The following is a 15,015-nucleotide window of genomic DNA, read 5'->3' on the forward strand; positions in this document are numbered from 1 at the left end:
GATATCAGTCGTAGATGACTTTCTTCTTCCAGTCTGCATCGGCCTCGACTTCCTTGAGGCCCTCGGTCAACTCATTCACGTCACCTTCAACCGGGGCAATGTTGGTCAGCACCATGGAGTTGGCGCGGGCCAGGAGTTTTTCCAGGAACTTCAACTGTTCACTGTAGGCCTGCGGATCGGGTTGTTTGCGCAAGTACTGCACGCCACGCTCGAATGCCAGGCGCGCCTGGCCAGGTTGCTCCTGTTGCAGGGCGTGCTGGCCCAGATTGCTGAAAAACTCGATGTGCAGCAGCACCAGGATGTGGCGGATTTCACGAATCCAGCTTTTTGCCTCGTTGGTGGGCAGGAAACCATCGTGGGCGGCGCGAGTGACCTGTCCATGCAAGGCTTCGAGCAGGAAACGTACGTCCTTGGCCTTGGCCTCGGTCAGGATCGGCGCCGGCGGGTTGTTCACCGGAATCGATTCGCCCTGGGCAATCAAGGCCTTCAACTCTTCGATGCGGCTTTTCAAGGGGGTGCTGGATTTCTCCAGATTGAGCATGCGCTGGCAGACGTTCAGTTCCAGGCGAGCCAGCAGCAACTTGAGGGCCGGTGTCATCAACTGGCCGGGGAAGGTCTCGGTGATTTCGCCGCAGCGGCGCAAGCGGTCATTGAGTTCAACCTTGGTGCGGGCCTTTTGCAGCTTGTTGTTTTCCACCACATTGTTCATGTAGCCAATAGCGATCAGTAGTGCGATCCCGACTATTACTAGCAGGGTGATCATGAGTGGTGTCACCGTGAAGACCTCTTTATTGGGTTTGGGTGCGAGTGTAGTGGCTAAGCCTGGGGGCGGATAGGGCGGTGCGACGAGTTGAAACGGGCCCTGCAGCGGTCGATAGGGGTAGGTGGTCGATGGATGCACAATGCCACTATCGGTGTGCCAAGGACTATAGCGCCTTGGCGAGTGCCAGAATATAGGCGTCAAACACCGGTCGGCCGAAAACCCCGAAACGTCCCACAAAGGACAGCGAAGTCATTGATTTAAATAAATTTATATCGGGGGGTTGACGACCCCTCAATCCATCCATAGAATGCGCGCCACTTACAGCGTAAAGCGAACAGCAAAACGCGGTAGGGAGTGAAGTTGTAGCTGTGTCCCCTTCGTCTAGTGGCCTAGGACACCGCCCTTTCACGGCGGTAACAGGGGTTCGAGTCCCCTAGGGGACGCCAATGCGGGAATAGCTCAGTTGGTAGAGCACGACCTTGCCAAGGTCGGGGTCGCGAGTTCGAGTCTCGTTTCCCGCTCCAATTTTAAACAGCAGTGCTTTCGGGCGGTGCTGAGTGAAACCAGAACCAAGTCTTCGGATGCGGATCTGGACACCGAAACACACACCATGTGTTCCGGGTAGCGTGTCCCCTTCGTCTAGTGGCCTAGGACACCGCCCTTTCACGGCGGTAACAGGGGTTCGAGTCCCCTAGGGGACGCCATTTGCGGGAATAGCTCAGTTGGTAGAGCACGACCTTGCCAAGGTCGGGGTCGCGAGTTCGAGTCTCGTTTCCCGCTCCAAATTTAACGAGAGCGCCACTCAGTGAGTGGCGTTTTTGTTGGTCACCGCAGCACACGCCATGTGTTGCGGGTAGTAGTTGCTGTGTCCCCTTCGTCTAGTGGCCTAGGACACCGCCCTTTCACGGCGGTAACAGGGGTTCGAGTCCCCTAGGGGACGCCATTGCGGGAATAGCTCAGTTGGTAGAGCACGACCTTGCCAAGGTCGGGGTCGCGAGTTCGAGTCTCGTTTCCCGCTCCATATTCATCAAAAACGCCGCTCATCGAGCGGCGTTTTTGTGTGCGTGGGTTTTTTTGTTGCCTCGCCATTCAAGTGGCAATACCTGCTGCCCACCGGGTGTTTCCCCTCGCCATTAAACCTCTCAAATTGTTACCGGACGCACCAATACCGGGCGAAGTGCGCACCGGGTAACAGTCTGAACCTTGAACGGCCTGATCCTCAATACACTGTTTATGTACGGCGAAACCCCCGTGCCTGTGGGCTTGCGTGCCTTTCGCCTGGGGCGGTTTGGCCTTGCGCGGGGGAGTTGGCTGAGTGATTGCATATGCTTGTACGTACAAGTAAGTCTATGTGCGTAAGTGTTGAGGTCGAAGCTCGGCGCACTGGATTGCTTTTGAAGCTAGCGCTTGAGGTTCGGGATCAGGTTTAGCGTCTTGCGCGCAGTCCCTGACCGTATCCATGGGTCACAAGCGCCCGTCATGGTTTTAGGAATTGATAATAATGAAAAGAACATTGCTGACCCTTTCTGCGCTGACCCTCTGCCTGGCTGCCGGTGCTGCCCTGGCCAAGGACTACAAGGAGCTGCGTTTTGGCGTCGATCCTTCTTATGCACCCTTCGAATCCAAGGCCGCCGATGGCAGCCTGGTGGGCTTCGATATCGATCTGGGTAACGCGATCTGCGCCGAGTTGAAGGTCAAGTGCCGGTGGGTAGAAAGTGATTTTGACGGCACGATTCCTGGACTCAAGGCCAACAAGTTCGACGGTGTGATTTCCTCGATGACCGTTACCCCGGCTCGGGAAAAAGTCATCGATTTTTCCAGTGAGCTGTTCTCCGGGCCAACTGCCCTGGTCTACAAGAAGGGTTCCACTGTAGGTATCGACCTGGCTTCGCTTAAGGGCAAAAAAGTCGGCTACGAGCAGGGCACCATTCAAGAGGCCTATGCCAAGCAAGTACTGGACAAGGCTGGCGTGGAAACCCAGGCCTACGCCAACCAGGACCAGGTTTACGCCGACCTGATTTCCGGCCGTCTCGACGCCTCGATCCAGGACATGCTGCAAGCCGAGCTGGGCTTCTTGAAGTCGCCACAAGGTGTCGACTACGAAGTCAGCCCGCCCGTTGACAGTCCGCTGTTACCGGCCAAGACCGCGGTGGGTATTGCCAAGGGCAACACCGAACTCAAGGCCCTGATCAATAAAGGCATCCAGGCGCTGCACGATGACGGCACCTACGCGGCGATCCAGAAAAAACACTTCGGTGATCTGAATCTCTACAGCGGCAAATAACGTCCCGCGCCCTTCTCGGGGAGGGCGCTTCTTTATCGCTATAGGTCCTGTGAATTATGTTCGAAGCTCTCTTACAGACGCTCGGGCTTTCCGCATTCAGCTTGCAGGGTTTTGGCCCTCTGTTGCTGGAAGGCAGCTGGATGACCGTCAAGTTATCGATTTTGTCCCTACTGCTGAGTGTGCTGCTCGGACTGCTCGGCGCCAGCGCCAAGCTGTCCAGCCTCAAACTGTTGCGAATTCCCGCCCAGCTCTACACCACCTTGATTCGTGGGGTGCCGGACCTGGTGCTGATGCTGTTGATTTTCTACAGCCTGCAAACCTGGTTGACCAGTTTCACGGTGGCCATGGAGTGGGAATACATCGAGATCAATCCATTTGGCGCCGGGGTCATCACCCTGGGCTTTATCTATGGCGCCTATTTCACCGAGACCTTCCGTGGCGCGATCCTCGCCGTGCCCCGTGGCCAGATGGAAGCTGCTACCGCCTACGGCCTGAGTCGTGCGCAGCGCTTTCGCTTCGTGGTCTTCCCGCAGATGATGCGTTTCGCTTTGCCGGGTATCGGCAACAACTGGATGGTGATTCTCAAGGCCACCGCGCTGGTGTCGATCATCGGCCTGGCCGACTTGGTCAAGGCCGCCCAGGACGCCGGCAAGAGTACTTATCAGTTGTTCTTTTTCCTGGTGTTGGCGGCGCTGATCTACCTGCTGATCACCAGTGCGTCGAATGTCGTCCTGCGCTGGCTTGAGCAGCACTACGCGGCAGGTTCCCGGGAGGCAGTGCGATGATTGAGCTCTTGCAGGAGTACTGGAAGCCGTTCTTCTACAGCGACGGCTACCACATCACCGGCCTGGCGATGACGATGTGGCTGCTCAGCGCCTCGATCTGCATCGGCTTCCTGGTGTCGATCCCGCTGGCGATTGCCCGGGTTTCACCGCATTTCTACATCCGCTGGCCGGTGCAGTTCTACACCTACCTGTTCCGTGGCACGCCGCTGTATATCCAGTTGCTGATCTGCTACACGGGGATCTACAGCCTCGCCGCGATCCGCGCGCAACCGGTGCTCGATGCGTTCTTTCGCGACGCGATGAACTGCACGATCCTGGCCTTCGCCCTGAACACCTGTGCCTACACCACGGAGATTTTCGCCGGGGCGATTCGCAGCATGAACCACGGCGAAGTCGAGGCTGCCAAGGCCTATGGCCTGACGGGCTGGAAGCTGTATGCCTACGTGATCATGCCTTCGGCCCTGCGCCGTTCGTTGCCCTACTACAGCAACGAAGTGATCCTGATGCTGCACTCCACCACCGTGGCCTTCACCGCGACCATCCCGGACATCCTGAAAGTCGCGCGGGACGCCAACTCGGCAACCTTCCTGACGTTCCAGTCGTTCGGCATCGCCGCGTTGATCTACCTGGCCGTAACCTTTGCCCTGGTCGGTCTGTTCCGGGTTGCCGAACGCCGCTGGCTGGCATTTCTCGGTCCAGCCCATTAAGGGCGGCAGTCACCGTCTGCGACCGATGCGCCGCGACGTACCTTTTTTCTTTCTGGATGTTTGCGCCCATGTACAAACTGACCATTGAAGAGTTGCACAAGAGTTACGGTAGCCACGAAGTGCTCAAGGGGGTTTCCCTCAAAGCCAAGACCGGGGATGTGATCAGCCTGATCGGCGCCAGTGGATCGGGCAAGAGCACCTTTTTGCGTTGCATCAACTTTCTCGAAACCCCCAACGACGGTGCCATGAGCCTGGACGGCAAGTCGATTCGCATGGTCAAGGATCACCATGGCATGCGCGTGGCCGACGACGCCGAGTTGCAACGCCTGCGCACGCGCCTGGCGATGGTGTTTCAGCACTTCAACCTGTGGGGCCACATGACGGTGCTGGAAAACATCAGCATGGCGCCGCGCCGGGTGCTGGGTGTCAGCAAGAAAGAGGCTGAAGAGCGGGCTCGCCGTTATCTGGAAAAGGTCGGCCTGCCGGCTCGTGTGGCAGAGCAGTATCCGGCGTTCCTCTCCGGTGGACAGCAGCAGCGGGTGGCGATCGCCCGTGCGCTGGCAATGGAGCCGGAAGTCATGCTGTTCGACGAGCCCACTTCGGCCCTGGACCCGGAGTTGGTGGGGGAGGTGCTCAAGGTGATCCAGGGGTTGGCCGAAGAGGGTCGGACGATGATCATGGTCACCCATGAAATGAGCTTTGCGCGCAAGGTCTCCAACCAGGTGCTGTTCCTGCATCAAGGGCGAGTCGAAGAGCAGGGGGCGCCGGAGGAAGTGCTGGGTAATCCGAAGAGCGAGCGCCTGCAACAGTTTCTCAGCGGTAATCTGAAGTGACTGCTTGCGCGTCCGACCGCGGGGCTGGGCGCGCGCAGTTTGCTACAGCGAGAGCAGCAGGCGTCCGGCAAACAGAATCAGGATCACGCCCATGGTCCGTTCGAACCAGTGGCCCATGCGCATGAACTGCTGGCGCACCCGGTTGCTGGAAAAGAACAGTGCCACCAGGACAAACCACAGGGCGTTGACCAAACACATCCACAGTCCGTACAGCGCCTGCACCCCCAGCGGCGTGGTGGCGCTGATGAGTGTGGTGAAGATCGCCAGAAAGAACAGCGTTGCCTTGGGATTGGTGGCGTTGGTCAGGAAGCCGGTGGTAAAGGCTTTGCCCAGGCTCTGCGGGGCTTCGGCTGTGGCGGTGGCCGGTTCGCTGTCAAGCGTCGACTTGGGTTTGCTGCGCAGCAGGCTCACGCCCAGATAAACGATGTAGCCACCCCCCAGCACCTTGGCCACCGTCAGCAACCAGGGCGTGGTGTGCATCAGTGCGCCGACGCCGAGCACGGTGTACAGCACATGCACTGAAATGCCCGCGCCAATACCCAGCGCAGTGCAGATCCCCACCCAGCGGCCAAACCTCACGCTCTGGCGGATCGTCACCGCAAAATCCGGCCCCGGGGCCACCACGGCGAGAAAGTGGATGGTCGCCAACGCCAGGAACTCACCCAGATAATTCGAAAGCATCTCAACTCCAGCAGGTAGGGGGGGAGCATGCTCTGGCGAGCATGCCGGGAACGTGTGCTTTCAGGGGAGGGGCAGGTCGGGGCTCAACTGACGTCGTAGCGCACCGACAGCGTGCCTTTCTTTTGCGAGAGGCTGGCGATGGTCACCGTGCCGAGTTCCTGCAGGCGCCGCACATGGGTGCCGCCGCAACCGTAGGCCGGTAGTTCACCAAAACTGATTTCCCGCGCGCCTTCGCGCAGCGAGGTCAGGCGCGGCAGGTCGTCTTCAATCCACTGGGCCAGGGCGTCTTGCAGGGCACTGGCATCGAACTCTGTGGGTGTCTCGCCCGGCTTGAACGTCACCCGTCCCTCACCTGGCCAGTGATGACCCTTGATCGGAATCCAGCCGAGGGTTTCGGCAAAGTGCCCGATCAAGTGCCCGGCCGTATGCAGCCGGGTATTGAGTTGGCGACGTTGCTCGTCGAGGCGGATGCGGGTCATGCCGGGGCTGATGGGCCGATCGACGTAGTGCACGATGCGCTCGGGCTCCTGAACCACCCGCAGGACCTGGCTTTCACCGATCCAGCCGGTGTCGCAGAGTTGACCACCACCTTGGGGATGGAACAGCGTGGCACGCAGTACGACGGCAAATTCGTTCTCGTAGGGCGTGCACTCCAGGACTTCCACGTTGGCACTGTGTTCATCGCTGTGGAAGAACAGGCGAAGCGTCATATTCCAGGCTCTTATCAAAATTTCCGTTTTTTATTATATGGATGGCGCAATAGCGTGATAATCCGTTCAAACATCAAAGGACTGTTGCGCTGTGAGCATAAATCTACCGTTACCGCTGTTAGGTGAAATGGCGATTTTCGTCAAGGTGGTCGAGACCGGCAGCTTCTCGGAAGCGGCGCGCCAGCTGGGTTCTTCTCCCTCGGCGGTGAGCCGGAGCATCTCGCGCCTGGAAAAGGCCCTGGCCACCCGGCTGCTGCAACGCACCACGCGCAAGTTGCGCCTGAGCGATGGCGGCGAAGAGGTGTTCAAACGCTGCCAGGAGATGGTCAGCGCCGCCCGTTCGGTCATGGAAATCAGTGGCCAGTTTACCCAGGAGGCTGAAGGGTTGGTGCGGGTCAGCGTGCCCAAGGCTGTGGGGCGGTTTGTGATCCATCCGCATATGCCAGAGTTTCTGCGGCGCTATCCCAAGGTCGATGTCGAGTTGCTCCTGGAGGACCGCGAGGTCGACCTGATCGACGACCATGTCGACCTGGCGATCCGCATCACCGACCGCCCACCGGTGGGACTGGTGGGGCGTCAGTTGCTGACCATCGACCACCTGCTGTGTGCGACGCCGCAGTACCTGGCGGAGCACGGCACGCCGAGCCATCCTCACGACCTGCTGAATCACAGTTGCATCTACCTGGGCGAAACGCCGAGCGATGCGCGCTGGAAGTTCAAGCGAGGCAGCAAGGCGGTGACCGTCGGCGTGCGCGGGCGATATGCGGCCAATCACACCGGGGTGCGCCTGGGGGCCGTGTTGCAGCATATCGGCATTGGCAGCCTGCCGTACTTCACCGCCCGGCATGCCCTTGAGCAGGGGTTGATCGTGCAGGTGCTAGCGGACTGGAGCTTTCTCGCTTCCTACAGTGGTGGCGCCTGGTTGCTGCATTCGCCGACGCGTTACTTGCCGCCCAAGCTGAGGGTGTTCATTGACTATCTGGTGGAGTGTCTGGAGAAAGAGCCGACGCTGAGTAAGCCCGGGAAATCGGCTGGGGTGGGTACGTTTGTTGCGCACTATGAGTTGCCGGAGAGTGAGGGGTTGTTCTGAGGTAGTGCGGGAGGGGGGCATTTCTGTGGGAGCGGGCTTGCCCGCGACGGCGATTTCCGCCAATCCCCCGTAGCAGCTACCGAGCCCGCGAGGCTGCGTTCGAGGACACAGTCCTCGCCGCCCTTCAATGAGCCGACCTAGCGGTCGGCCTGCTTGGCTGTGCTGTAGGAGGTTCGCTTCCTGCTGTTGATCAGTGCTTGCTGTCCTGATTCGACAGGGCCAGCAGTTGTTTTTCCTGGTTCCAGTCGAAAGGTTCGTCGTTCTGTTCGGCTTCGAAGCGACGTTCTTCCAGGGCTTGGTACAGGTCGATCTCATCGTCGGGCATGTAGTGCAGGCAGTCACCGGCGAAGTACCACAGCAGGTCGCGTGGGACCATATGGGCGATTTGCGGGTAGCGTTGGATGATCTGGCACATCAGGTCCTGGCCCAGGTACTGGCTTTCGATCGGATCGATCGGCAGGGCGGCACGCAGTTCATCGAAGCGTTCCAGGAACAGCGCATGGCTTTCTTCCGGGACCTGCTCGGCTTCACCGACAGCGACCAGGATACTGCGCAGGAGGTCGAGCTGGACGAGAGTTTGGTCGAGCATAACGGGAGTCCTCTAGAACTAAAGCAAAACGGGCGCCGGAGTATATAGCTCTGGCGCCCGTTTTTCATCTCCGCCGCGCTGGACGGGCCAGGGGCCTAGCGGACTTTGCCCTCGGCCAGTTGCAGTTGCTCCTTGGAAAAGTCATCGACGTCGATCACTTTGCGACGCGCCGCTTCGGCTTCGCGCAGGCTCTGCGCCTCCACGGCTTGCAGCACCCCGGCCTCAAGGGCCGCGTCGATGAGGTTTTCCCCGGCAGCGGGCTTGAACTGCCCGTTCTTGAGGGCCAGGTGGAGTTTTTTCTGCAGCGGATGGACCGCATTCAGCAGATTGCAGGCATGTTGCAGGGCGCCCACCGGATCTTCGACAGCTTGCGGACGGTAGCAGCCGCCCAGCAGCTCCTCGAGGGTCGGGTCGCCCTTGGCCCGGCCGATCACGCCTGCCACTTCGGCACCGAGTCGGTCGTCCGGGCCTTTGTGTCGGCGCCCGAACGGAAACACGATGACCCGCAGCAGGCAGCCCAGCACCTTGCTCGGGAAGTTGCTCAACAGCTCGTCCAGCGCCCGTTCGGACTGCCCCAGGCTTTCCTCCATCGCCCAGGTGAACAGCGGCCGCATGTGTTCGGGCGAGTCGAGGTCGTGATAACGCTTGAGCGCGGCAGAGGCCAGGTACATGTTGCTCAGTACATCGCCCAGGCGGGCTGACAGGCGTTCACGGCGTTTCAGTTCGCCGCCCAGCAACATCATGCTCAGGTCGGCGAGCATGGCGAAGGCAGCCGCCTGGCGGTTGAGCGCGCGGAAGTAACCCTGGCTGAGTTTGTCGCCGGGACTGTGTTCCAGATGACCAAAGCCGAGGTTGAGGACCAGGGTGCTGGCCGCGTTGCTCACGGCAAAGCCGATATGCTTGAGCAGCAAACCGTCGAACTCTTTCAGTGCCTGGTCCTTGTCTTCGCGGCCGGCGAGGGCCATTTCCTTGAGAACGAACGGGTGGCAGCGGATCGCGCCCTGGCCGAAGATCATCAGGTTGCGCGAGAGAATGTTCGCGCCCTCCACGGTGATGAAGATCGGCGCACCTTGCCAGCTACGTCCCAGGTAGTTGTTCGGGCCCATGATGATCGCCTTGCCGCCGTGCACATCCATTGCGTGGCTGATGCACTCGCGACCCCGTTCGGTGAGGTGATACTTGAGCACTGCCGAGAGCACCGAGGGTTTTTCGCCAAGGTCCAGGGCGCTGGCGGTGAGCATGCGGGCCGCGTCCATCATCCAGGCATTGCCGCCGATGCGCGCCATGGCTTCCTGAATACCTTCGAAGGCCGAGAGCGGCACGTTGAACTGTTCGCGCACCTGGGCATATTGGCCGGTGACCAGGCTGGTGAACTTGGCGGCGCCCGTGCCTACGGCTGGCAACGAAATCGAGCGTCCCACCGACAGGCAGTTCATCAGCATCATCCAGCCCTTGCCGAGCATCTCCTGGCCGCCAATGAGGAATTCCAGGGGCACGAAAACGTCCTTGCCGGAGTTGGGCCCGTTCATGAACGACGCGCCGAGAGGCAGGTGGCGGCGCCCGATTTCCACGCCATCGGTATCGGTGGGAATCAAGGCCAGGCTGATGCCCAGGTCTTCCTCGTCGCCCAGCAGATGGTCCGGATCATAGGCCTTGAACGCCAGGCCGAGCAGCGTGGCCACGGGGCCCAGGGTGATGTAGCGCTTTTCCCAGTTCAGGCGCAGGCCCAGGGTTTCCTCGCCTTGCCATTGGCCTTTGCAGATAATCCCGGTGTCAGGCATCGCGCCGGCGTCGGAACCTGCCAGCGGGCCGGTCAGGGCGAAGCACGGGATGTCATCGCCACGGGCCAGGCGCGGCAGGTAGTGGTTGCGTTGTTCTTCGGTGCCATAGTGCAGCAGCAGTTCGGCCGGCCCCAGTGAGTTGGGGACCATGACGGTCGAGGCGAGGTCGCCACTGCGGGTCGCCAGTTTCATCGCCACTTGCGAGTTGGCGTAGGAGGAGAACCCCTTGCCGCCGTATTCCCGGGGAATGATCAGGGCAAAAAAGCCGTTGGCCTTGATATGTGCCCAGGCTTCGGCTGGCAGGTCCATGGTCTGGCCGATCTGCCAGTCGCTGACCATGGCGCAGAGCTCTTCGGTCGGGCCGTCGAGGAAGGCCTGCTCCTCTTCGCTCAACTGCGCCTTGGGATAGGCCAGCAGCTTGTTCCAGTCCGGGCGACCGCTGAACAGTTCACCATCCCACCAGACGGTGCCCGCATCGATGGCGTCGCGTTCGGTCTGCGACATGGGCGGCAAGGTTTTCTGGAACCAGCTGAACAGCGGGGCGCTGAAGAACTTGCGCCGCAGATCTGGCAGGAGCAGGGGCGCGGCCACGGCCGCCAGCGCGATCCAGAAAATCAGCAGCAACCAGCCGGGTGCGTGACTCAGGATGCCCATCGCCAGCAGGTAGGCGGCGACGATACCCAGGGCGGGCAGGGGCGCGGTGCGGCGGTGAGCCAGATAGGCAATTGCGACCACTAGAACCAGTATCCACAACAGCAACATATTCAATCCTCCGTGAAACCAGGGTCAAAACCACCCCAAGAGCTTAGTCGGCATCTGCCAAAGGGGGCGGTTGGCACTATGTGTTTGAATGTGTAGGAAATAGGGGGGTGTATTTCGCTTGTGAAACCGGGCGGCAAGCCGAACAAAAGCTGCGTGGGGTGTGTGACAAGCTCTCATGTTTGGCCGATATGTCGTTATCTCTGTGCTGAGGGTGTCGCTAGACTCGGGGCTTCCCCAGGAGATTGTTCTCATGCACGAGTATCTGAGTCCCGGCCGCTTCATCGATAGTGACCACCTGTCGGTGGTGGAGTTCGCCGAAAAACATCGGGGTAGCAGTCCAGACCCGGTCACGCAGGCGGTCAATCTCTATTACGCCGTGCGCGAGGCCGTGCGCTACAACCCCTATACCTTCAGTCGTGATCCCGAGACGCTGCGCGGCAGCTTTGCCCTGGCCACCGGTGAAAGCTACTGCGTGCCCAAGGCCACTTTGCTGGCCGGCTGTGCCCGGCATTGCGGCATAGCGGCACGCATCGGCCTGGCGGATGTGCGTAATCACCTGTCGACCCCGCGCCTGATCGCCTTGCTCAAGAGCGATGTGTTCGCCATGCACGGGTACACCGAGCTGTATCTGCAGGGGCGCTGGGTCAAGGCGACGCCGGCGTTCAATGCGCGCCTGTGTGAAGTGTTCGATGTGCCGGCGTTGGAGTTCGACGGGGTCAACGACAGTGTGTTTCATGCCTTCAACCGCCAGGGGCTGCAGTCCATGGAGTACCTGGTGGATCACGGGCAGTTTGCCGATGTGCCCGAGACGTTCTTTTTCGAGCATCTGCAACAGTGCTATCCGCATTTGTTCAGTGAGCGGATGCCGGCCCTGCTGGGGGACATGCAGAGCGATTTGTCTGACGCTTGATCCGGCGTAGACTGCCCCGGCATTCATCCATTGAGGGAAGGTCATGCTGAAGATCTGGGGTCGGAAAAACTCGTCGAACGTCAGAAAACCACTGTGGGCGGCGCAGGAACTTGGCCTGGCCTATGAGGCCATCGACGCCGGCGGCGCGTTTGGGGTTGTCGATACGCCCGAGTACCGTGCCATGAACCCCAACGGCCGGGTGCCGGTGATCGAAGATGACGACTTTGTGCTGTGGGAATCCAACACCATCGTGCGATACCTGATGGCTCGTCACGCCAATGCGACCCATTGGTACCCAGCCGATGTCCAGGCCCGCGCCAGTGCCGAAAAATGGATGGACTGGACCACCTCAAGTTTCGCCGGCCCCTTCCGTACTGTGTTCTGGGGTGTGTTGCGCACCCCGCCCCCGCAGCAAGACTGGTCGGCGATCAACGCCGCGATCAAGGAGTGCGAAGCCTTGCTGGCGATGGCGGACCAGGCGTTGGCCAGCCAACCCTATCTGTCCGGTGCCGAGATCGGCATGGGCGACATTCCCCTGGGCAGTTTCATCTATGCCTGGTTCGAGATGCCCATCGAGCGCACTCCGCAACCCCATCTGCAAGCCTGGTACGCGCGCCTGAAACAGCGCCCGGCCTATCAGAAAGCGGTCATGACCGCGTTGACTTAATACTGACTATCAATACGCGTGACTGTACTTGTGCGACTTCGCCAAGCACCATAACGCTCATGCGCCGCGGTGGTTTTACTCGCCGCGAGCCGCAACGTATTTCTCACTTCCCTTCTTGGTGCGTAAATCCGATATGAGTTCTGCTCTGTCCATCCGGCAGCTAACCAAAACCTACGGCAACGGTTTCCAGGCCCTGAGTGGTATCGATCTGGATGTCGCTGAAGGTGACTTCTTCGCCTTGCTCGGCCCCAACGGGGCTGGCAAATCCACCACCATCGGCATTCTCTCGACCCTGGTCAACAAGACCAGTGGCAGCGTGAATATCTTCGGTCACGACCTGGACCGCAACCCGGCCGCGCTCAAGCGCAGCATCGGCGTGGTGCCCCAGGAGTTCAACTTCAACCAGTTCGAAAAGACCTTCGACATCGTAGTGACCCAGGCGGGCTACTACGGCATTCCCCCCAAGGTTGCCAAGGAGCGGGCCGAACAGTACCTGACCCAGCTTGGCCTGTGGGACAAGCGCGATGTTCCGTCGCGCTCACTGTCCGGCGGCATGAAGCGCCGCTTGATGATCGCCCGCGCGCTGGTGCACGAGCCGCGCCTGCTGATCCTCGACGAACCTACTGCCGGCGTCGATATCGAACTGCGGCGCTCGATGTGGAGCTTTCTCACCGAGCTGAACCAGAAGGGCATCACCATCATCCTCACCACCCACTACCTGGAAGAGGCTGAGCAGCTGTGCCGCAACATCGGCATCATCGACCACGGCACCATTGTCGAAAACACCAGCATGCGTAACCTGCTCGGTCAGTTGCATGTCGAGACGTTCCTGCTCGACCTCAAGCACGACATGCAGGTGGCGCCGCAGTTGATCGGCTACCCGAGCCGGCTGATCGACAGCCATACCCTGGAAGTCCAGGTGGATAAAGCGGTGGGCATCACGGCGTTGTTCGCTCAATTGGCGACGCAGAACATCGAAGTGTTGAGCCTGCGCAATAAAACCAATCGCCTCGAGGAGTTGTTCGTGTCCCTGGTGGAGAAAAACCTGGCGAAGGTGGCCATATGAGTTCCGAACTGCAACCCAACCTCGTTGCCCTCAACACCATCGTTTACCGTGAAGTGCGCCGGTTTACCCGGATCTGGCCGCAGACCTTGCTGCCGCCGGCGATCACCATGGTTTTGTACTTCGTGATTTTCGGTAATCTGATCGGCCGGCAGATCGGTGACATGGGTGGCTTCACCTACATGGAGTACATCGTGCCGGGGTTGATCATGATGTCGGTGATCACCAACTCCTACGGCAACGTAGTGTCGAGTTTCTTCGGCAGCAAATTCCAGCGCTCCATCGAAGAGCTGATGGTGTCGCCGGTTTCACCGCATACCATTCTGATCGGCTACACCCTGGGCGGTGTGCTGCGCGGCTTGATGGTTGGGGTGATCGTGACCTTGCTGTCGATGTTCTTCACTGACTTGCAGGTGCATCACCTGGGCGTGACTATCCTGGTGGTGGTGCTGACGGCCACCATCTTCTCGTTGTTGGGGTTCATCAATGCGGTGTTTGCGCGTAACTTCGACGATATCTCGATTATCCCGACCTTTGTGCTGACCCCCCTGACTTACCTGGGCGGGGTGTTCTACTCCATCAGCCTGCTGCCGCCGTTCTGGCAGACGGTGTCGCTGGCCAACCCGGTGTTGCACATGGTCAATGCCTTCCGCTACGGCATTCTTGGCGTGTCGGACATCAAGATCAGCATCGCCATCACCTTCATGCTGGTGGCCACCGTGGTGCTGTACGTCGGCTGTGCACGGTTGCTGGTCAGTGGTCGCGGGATGCGCACCTGATACAGGCACCCTGCGACAATAAAAACGGCACCCTGCGAGGTGCCGTTTTTTATTTGGTTCGCCGAGCTTTTTTGCGGCGCGTCCATTGCCGGCCGACCCACCAGCGCCAGTAGGTCATGGTCATGCAGTAAGCCAGGGCACCGAGCACCAGGCCGGCCACCACCGACCCTAGCAGGAACGGTTGCCACAGCGTCGACAGTTCACCGCTGATCCATTCCCAGGTCAGTTCCTCCGGCAGGCTGCGGGCAGGCACATTCATCAGCCAGGCGCCGGTCTGGTAGGTGCAGAAAAACACCACTGGCATGGTAATCGGGTTGGTCAGCCAGACCAGGCTCACCGCGATCGGAATATTGCCACGCACCGAAATCGCCAGTGCCGCCGCTACCAGCATCTGCATGGGGATCGGCAAAAAGGCGGCAAACAGGCCCACCGCCATGGCCCGGGCTACCGAGTGGCGGTTGAGGTGCCAGAGGTTCGGGTCATGCAGCAGGGTGCCGAGAAAGCGTAAGGACTTGTGTTCCCTGATGCTGCTCGGGTCTGGCATGTAACGTTTGAATAAGCGCCGGGGCATAGGGCTTCTCGGTCAGTTCAGGCGGCAAGTATGCCCGGAT

At 60.0% G+C, this 15,015-nt stretch carries 15 protein-coding genes and 6 tRNA genes; 15 read left to right on the forward strand and 6 right to left on the reverse strand.

Translation table 11 applies throughout. From position 1 onward, the window contains the following. Positions 1 to 4: 4 nt before the first annotated feature. Positions 5 to 763, reverse strand: coding sequence for a hypothetical protein (locus QMK50_RS21995; RefSeq protein ID WP_174244569.1), 759 nt, complete (start codon positions 761 to 763; stop codon positions 5 to 7). A gap of 370 nt (positions 764 to 1,133) precedes the next feature. On the opposite strand from QMK50_RS21995, the gene QMK50_RS22000 reads away from it, so the two are divergent. From QMK50_RS22000 to QMK50_RS22045, 10 genes are all read left to right on the forward strand, one after another. Continuing rightward, a tRNA-Glu gene (locus QMK50_RS22000) sits at positions 1,134 to 1,209 on the forward strand. A gap of 2 nt (positions 1,210 to 1,211) precedes the next feature. Beyond that, positions 1,212 to 1,287 (forward strand) — tRNA-Gly (locus tag QMK50_RS22005). 104 nt (positions 1,288 to 1,391) lie between these two features. Continuing rightward, positions 1,392 to 1,467: transfer RNA gene (locus QMK50_RS22010), tRNA-Glu, on the forward strand. Positions 1,468 to 1,470: 3 nt separating this feature from the next. Further along, positions 1,471 to 1,546 (forward strand) — tRNA-Gly (locus tag QMK50_RS22015). A gap of 84 nt (positions 1,547 to 1,630) precedes the next feature. Beyond that, positions 1,631 to 1,706 (forward strand) — tRNA-Glu (locus QMK50_RS22020). A gap of 2 nt (positions 1,707 to 1,708) precedes the next feature. Then, positions 1,709 to 1,784: transfer RNA gene (locus QMK50_RS22025), tRNA-Gly, on the forward strand. Positions 1,785 to 2,264: 480 nt separating this feature from the next. After that, a complete protein-coding gene (locus QMK50_RS22030) occupies positions 2,265 to 3,047 on the forward strand; it encodes a transporter substrate-binding domain-containing protein (protein ID WP_095167588.1) in 783 nt (260 codons plus the stop codon). Between the two features lie 56 nt (positions 3,048 to 3,103). Continuing rightward, the gene (locus tag QMK50_RS22035) at positions 3,104 to 3,832 is read left to right on the forward strand and encodes an ABC transporter permease (RefSeq protein WP_095167590.1); all 729 of its coding nucleotides are present in this window, start codon (positions 3,104 to 3,106) and stop codon (positions 3,830 to 3,832) included. Beyond that, positions 3,829 to 4,539: an ABC transporter permease gene (locus QMK50_RS22040; protein WP_095167591.1), complete on the forward strand. Its 711-nt coding sequence runs from the start codon at positions 3,829 to 3,831 to the stop codon at positions 4,537 to 4,539. The genes QMK50_RS22035 and QMK50_RS22040 overlap by 4 nt, the downstream gene beginning before the upstream one ends. A 68-nt stretch (positions 4,540 to 4,607) precedes the next feature. Next, on the forward strand, positions 4,608 to 5,372 hold the full coding sequence (locus QMK50_RS22045) for an ABC transporter ATP-binding protein (protein WP_095167593.1): 765 nt from the start codon (positions 4,608 to 4,610) through the stop codon (positions 5,370 to 5,372). Positions 5,373 to 5,414: 42 nt separating this feature from the next. On the opposite strand, the gene QMK50_RS22050 is transcribed toward QMK50_RS22045, so the two are convergent. Together QMK50_RS22050 and QMK50_RS22055 are read right to left on the reverse strand one after the other, a co-directional pair. Further along, entirely contained in the window at positions 5,415 to 6,053 is a 639-nt protein-coding gene (locus QMK50_RS22050; RefSeq protein WP_320333935.1) for a LysE family translocator, read from the reverse strand. Positions 6,054 to 6,136: 83 nt separating this feature from the next. Then, on the reverse strand, positions 6,137 to 6,763 hold the full coding sequence (locus QMK50_RS22055) for a hypothetical protein (RefSeq protein WP_095167597.1): 627 nt from the start codon (positions 6,761 to 6,763) through the stop codon (positions 6,137 to 6,139). A gap of 91 nt (positions 6,764 to 6,854) precedes the next feature. On the opposite strand from QMK50_RS22055, the gene QMK50_RS22060 reads away from it, so the two are divergent. Further along, positions 6,855 to 7,853 (forward strand): LysR family transcriptional regulator, encoded by a 999-nt coding sequence (locus QMK50_RS22060; RefSeq protein WP_095167599.1) that lies wholly within the window; start codon positions 6,855 to 6,857, stop codon positions 7,851 to 7,853. A gap of 190 nt (positions 7,854 to 8,043) precedes the next feature. Here the strand turns inward: QMK50_RS22060 and QMK50_RS22065 are convergent, their stop codons facing one another. Next, positions 8,044 to 8,442, reverse strand: coding sequence for a PA2817 family protein (locus QMK50_RS22065; RefSeq protein WP_095167600.1), 399 nt, complete (start codon positions 8,440 to 8,442; stop codon positions 8,044 to 8,046). A gap of 95 nt (positions 8,443 to 8,537) precedes the next feature. Continuing rightward, on the reverse strand, positions 8,538 to 10,985 hold the full coding sequence (locus QMK50_RS22070; protein ID WP_095167602.1) for an acyl-CoA dehydrogenase: 2,448 nt from the start codon (positions 10,983 to 10,985) through the stop codon (positions 8,538 to 8,540). 250 nt (positions 10,986 to 11,235) lie between these two features. On the opposite strand from QMK50_RS22070, the gene QMK50_RS22075 reads away from it, so the two are divergent. The 4 genes from QMK50_RS22075 (at position 11,236) to QMK50_RS22090 (ending at position 14,404) form a co-directional block, all read left to right on the forward strand. Further along, positions 11,236 to 11,895, forward strand: coding sequence for a transglutaminase family protein (locus QMK50_RS22075; RefSeq protein WP_320333936.1), 660 nt, complete (start codon positions 11,236 to 11,238; stop codon positions 11,893 to 11,895). A gap of 43 nt (positions 11,896 to 11,938) precedes the next feature. Next, positions 11,939 to 12,562, forward strand: a complete 624-nt coding sequence (locus QMK50_RS22080) for a glutathione S-transferase (protein WP_320333937.1) — start codon at positions 11,939 to 11,941, stop codon at positions 12,560 to 12,562. 133 nt (positions 12,563 to 12,695) lie between these two features. Next, positions 12,696 to 13,628, forward strand: coding sequence for an ABC transporter ATP-binding protein (locus QMK50_RS22085; RefSeq protein WP_320333938.1), 933 nt, complete (start codon positions 12,696 to 12,698; stop codon positions 13,626 to 13,628). Then, positions 13,625 to 14,404 carry an ABC transporter permease gene (locus QMK50_RS22090; RefSeq protein WP_095167610.1) on the forward strand — a complete coding sequence of 260 codons (780 nt, stop codon included), beginning with the start codon at positions 13,625 to 13,627 and terminating at the stop codon, positions 14,402 to 14,404. Before QMK50_RS22085 ends, QMK50_RS22090 begins: the two co-directional genes overlap by 4 nt. A gap of 49 nt (positions 14,405 to 14,453) precedes the next feature. On the opposite strand, the gene QMK50_RS22095 is transcribed toward QMK50_RS22090, so the two are convergent. After that, a complete protein-coding gene (locus QMK50_RS22095) occupies positions 14,454 to 14,975 on the reverse strand; it encodes a DUF2062 domain-containing protein (RefSeq protein WP_095167612.1) in 522 nt (173 codons plus the stop codon). Positions 14,976 to 15,015 lie beyond the last annotated feature (40 nt).

The sequence above is a fragment of the Pseudomonas sp. P5_152 genome (assembly GCF_033989915.1).
Classification (GTDB): Bacteria; Pseudomonadota; Gammaproteobacteria; order Pseudomonadales; family Pseudomonadaceae; genus Aquipseudomonas.